Below are 3,998 nucleotides of genomic sequence, written 5' to 3' on the forward strand. Positions count from 1 at the left end.
GTGGTGAGTATGATAATAAAATGACCTAATAACTTAAATACCGCAAAACTTTAGATTTATTATTATTGAAAAAATTTTTTGCTACTCTAAAAATATGAATTTATTGTTTTGGCTTTTTTGCGGTGATTATCTCCATTACTGGAGATATTATCTCCTCGATTCTTTCCACCTTGAATCCCGCTTGTTTGAAAAAATTCTTGAGATCATAAACGTTAGCGGGGTGATCTCTTTTCTTTAGTTCCTCTAATTGCTCTTCCAGAGGTTTTTTTGGATCCCCCAGTCTCTGGACTATTTCTCGGATTAGTTTTTCTTTTCTTTCTGGGTCTTTCTTGTGATCAAAAAACCACATATGGTCTCCTAAAATTACTCTTCCTCCGGGTTTCAAGATTTTATACCATGACTTTATTGCTTCTTGTTTTTCTTCATCGTACAAGTGGTGAAACGCAAGATTACTGACAATCAAATCCACTTCTTCGCTACAATTAGGTTCAGAAAAACTACCATAGCCAAAGTCAATATTCTTAATATTAGATTTCAATGCCTTTTCTTTGGCCACCTGCAGCATTTTCATAGAAATGTCCCTAGCATGCACATTGTTAACCGTGGGGGCGAGCTTGAAGCTTAACGCACCTGTTCCTGTGCCTAAATCTAAAACAATATCTGTCTTCTTTGGTTTCGCTAATTCTATGATTCTTTCGATGGTGTCGGAATAACCATCAACCTTAACAATATAGTTATCATAATTTTGTGCCAGACCATCAAACCTTTTAAGAACACTATCTCTATTCATATTTCAAAGCTTTACAATCCGATATTATATAATTTATTCCATTGTTATGAAATGGAAATAAGTTTGGGTAAAATTGATAAGGTTCAAAAACACGTTGAACTGTATAAAAAAATAGAATTAGGTAACTATTGGGAAGATACTAAGATATGTAATATAAAATCTTTCCATTTTCTCCTTGAATATATTACATCTTTTATACTCGCAGTTTTTGAATTTAAATGTTGGAGTGTAGCTTAATGAGAGCTGTTGTTGTTACGCCTCCTGAGAGGAATTCCGTGCAGTTAATGGAAATACATGAACCAAAACCCAAAGAGAATGAAGCTCTGCTAAAAATTTTAAAAGTTGGAATCGATGCCACCGACAGAGAAATAAACGATGGCTATTACGGTCAACCCCCAGAAGGGTCCCCTTATCTGGTACTGGGACATGAGGCTGTGGGGATTGTTGAGGAAATTGGCGGGAATGTGAAAAATGTTTCAGTCGGTGACATTGTTGTACCAACTGTTAGGAGACCGTGTATAGAAAACTGTGTAAACTGCAGAATGGGCGAGGTCGACATGTGTACCACCGGGACTTTTTCTGAGCATGGAATTTTAAAACTGCATGGATTCGCTTCTGATTACGCGGTATCAGATGCAGACTATCTGGTTAAAGTTCCCGAGGAAATAAAAGAGGAAGCGGTTTTCCTAGAGCCGTTAAGCATTGTGGAGAAAGGAATCTCTCAAATATTTAAAATTCAGGAAAGATTGATTTGGGAACGGGAAGATGCTCTGGTTGTGGGAGCAGGTCCTCTAGGTTTGCTGGCCACCATAGTTCTTCGATTAAGGGGTTTTAATGTCCTTAATATGTCACGGAACCGTGTGGAAAGCGTCAAAGCTCAGATTGTGGGAGATGTTGGAGGAGAATACTTAGATGAAAGAGTGAATTCATTCATCACAATAGATAAGAAATTTGATATGGTAATTGAGGCTTCTGGAGCAGCTTCAGCTGCTTTAGAAACCTGTGGAATGACCAAACAAAACGGCATAATATGCTTCTTGGGTCTCTACCGAGAAATACAAGAGTGTGAAGATTTCGGAAAAGTGTTCAGCAATATGACCTTAGGAAACAGGGTAGCATTTGGATCAGTAAGTTCTAACAAAAAACATTTTGAAATGGGCATAAAAGACCTACTTGAAATAAAGAAAAAGTATCCCAAGGTAATGGCGAAACTCGTATCCCGGGAACTTACACCAGAAAAAGTCACCTTAGCTTTCAAAAGCGATTTCGAAGAAATTAAAACCATAATCAATTTCCAAAAAAAGTAAAATAAAACGTTAAAAATCACAATTATCTAATAATTTACACTGCATAAATTCTTCTAATTTTTACAGTTCTTCATCTTCCGCGAGCTCAGCTATCTTCGCAAGTTTTTCTCTCAATTTGTCTCTTTTCTGTTTCATGATGTATTTTACTTCATGTAAGTAAAGTATGTCAGTTCTGGTAATTAATCCAATCATCTTTGATTCATCATTCGGATTCACCACGATTAAGCGATCCACACCGTATTGAATCATTTTATCCAATGCGGCGTGCACCGTTTCATCAGGACCAATTGTCACATAGTCCTTAATGGCAACCTCCTTGACCAAATTCTCGCCCTTTCTATTCAACATTTCCTCGGTTACATCATTGAAGTCTACGACTCCCACTAACTTACCGTCTTCTATAACCGGAAAACCCATGTGATGGTAGTTCTCCATTAGTTCTAGAACTTGAAAGATCGTCATATTCGTGTTCACTGTTATTACATCTGTAACCATAACGTCCTTAATCTTGGTGTAATCAAGCACATCTCCCCTTCTCTTTGCAATAAAGTCTATGCCTCTGCGGCGAAGTTTCATGGTATAGATATCCTCCCTCATGATTACACGGCTCAGAATATAGCTTGCGGCACAAGCTATCATGAGGGGCAGAATCAAAAAGTAGTCATACGTCATCTCAAACATCATAACAATAACAGTAAGTGGAGCTCTCCCCGCTGCAGCAAATAGAGCAGCACTACCTACCAAAGCATATGCCATAGGTTCAAAACCAAAATAAGGATGAAATGCTGGACCCAGAGCTCCAAGTAAACCATCCCAGTAGGCAAACACAGGCTCAAAAGGTCCCAATATTCTTCCAAACAGAAGAAAATGAACAGCCAAACCGAAAGCCCCTCCAAACATGGCACCAATAAACAAGGATGGTGCAAAAACCCCTCCACTCCCCCCACTACCCAAAGTCAGCGGAGTAGTAAACATCTTCAGTAATCCTAAAATCAAAAGCAGTGCCAATCCTATTCCCCCCGCAAAAACTTGTTCCATTACTTGGTATCCGCCGCCCATAACTTGAGGAAATACTGCAATCACGAGTCCAACCCCTAAGCCTCCAAGGGCTGGCTTAAAGTATGGAGAAACCTTGATACGGTCAAATAAGTCTGATATCCAATAAAAAATTTTAACCCAAAAAACGCTCACCACAGCAAGTAAGAGACCCAAAATCAGAAAGAAAATTAGTTCCCAAGAATTCGACAAAACAAACGGTGTCAACTGTAATATAGACTGTTCACCCAAAACCACTCTGCTCATAGCAGTTGCAACCACTGAAGAGAATACTACAGGAATTACCGCAATGGCCTCTATTCCCCCATAAATAACTTCCAACGCGAAAAGCACTCCACCTATAGGAGCGTTGAACAAAGCACTTATACCCGCAGCCACCCCACAGATGACTAAAAGTCTGGTGTAGCGACCATTTAACTTAAAACGGCTTCCAAAAATGGAACTAAGGCCAGCTGAAATGTGTGCAATAGGTCCTTCAACTCCTGCACTTCCCCCAGAACCAATGGTCAAAGCCGATGCCAGCATCTTAACAAAGGGCACCCTTGCCCTAATTTTTCCCTCCTTTAGAGCCACCGCTTCCATCACTTCAGGCATACCCGAACCCTTAGCCTCAATTGAAAATCTGGTGACAAGAAAGCCAACTATGAGACCCCCCAGAGTGGGCATCAATATGATAAATGGCCAACCTAGATAGTCTGGTATAGCTGTAAACCAATCACTAAAAATTTCAGTTAAATATCTGAAAGCAACCGCGCTAATCCCGCCAATAATTCCAATTATTCCTGCGAGAACAATGACCAAAATTCGCACTCGAATTAGTTCATGGGAAAATTTTTTCAAGTATT

At 39.4% G+C, this 3,998-nt stretch carries 3 protein-coding genes; 1 reads left to right on the forward strand and 2 read right to left on the reverse strand.

Annotated features, from left to right (window positions below):
- Nucleotides 1-100: 100 nt before the first annotated feature.
- Entirely contained in the window at nt 101-790 is a 690-nt protein-coding gene (locus ACUVXA_RS17580) for a class I SAM-dependent methyltransferase (protein ID WP_445872587.1), read from the reverse strand.
- 236 nt (nt 791-1,026) lie between these two features.
- Here ACUVXA_RS17580 and ACUVXA_RS17585 point away from each other — a divergent pair, with 236 nt between their 5' ends.
- On the forward strand, nt 1,027-2,097 hold the full coding sequence (locus ACUVXA_RS17585) for a glucose 1-dehydrogenase (RefSeq protein ID WP_445872588.1): 1,071 nt from the start codon (nt 1,027-1,029) through the stop codon (nt 2,095-2,097).
- 60 nt (nt 2,098-2,157) lie between these two features.
- Here the strand turns inward: ACUVXA_RS17585 and ACUVXA_RS17590 are convergent.
- Nucleotides 2,158-3,998 (reverse strand): chloride channel protein (locus ACUVXA_RS17590; RefSeq protein ID WP_445872589.1); only part of this gene is annotated, 1,841 nt, incomplete at its 5' end.

The organism is Candidatus Jordarchaeum sp., assembly GCF_052745115.1.

Coding starts and splice junctions, on each gene's coding strand:
- ACUVXA_RS17580 (WP_445872587.1), bottom strand. CDS start 790: ATGAATAGAGATAGTGTTCTTAAAAGGTTTGATGGTCTGGCACAAAAT.
- ACUVXA_RS17585 (WP_445872588.1), top strand. CDS start 1,027: ATGAGAGCTGTTGTTGTTACGCCTCCTGAGAGGAATTCCGTGCAGTTA.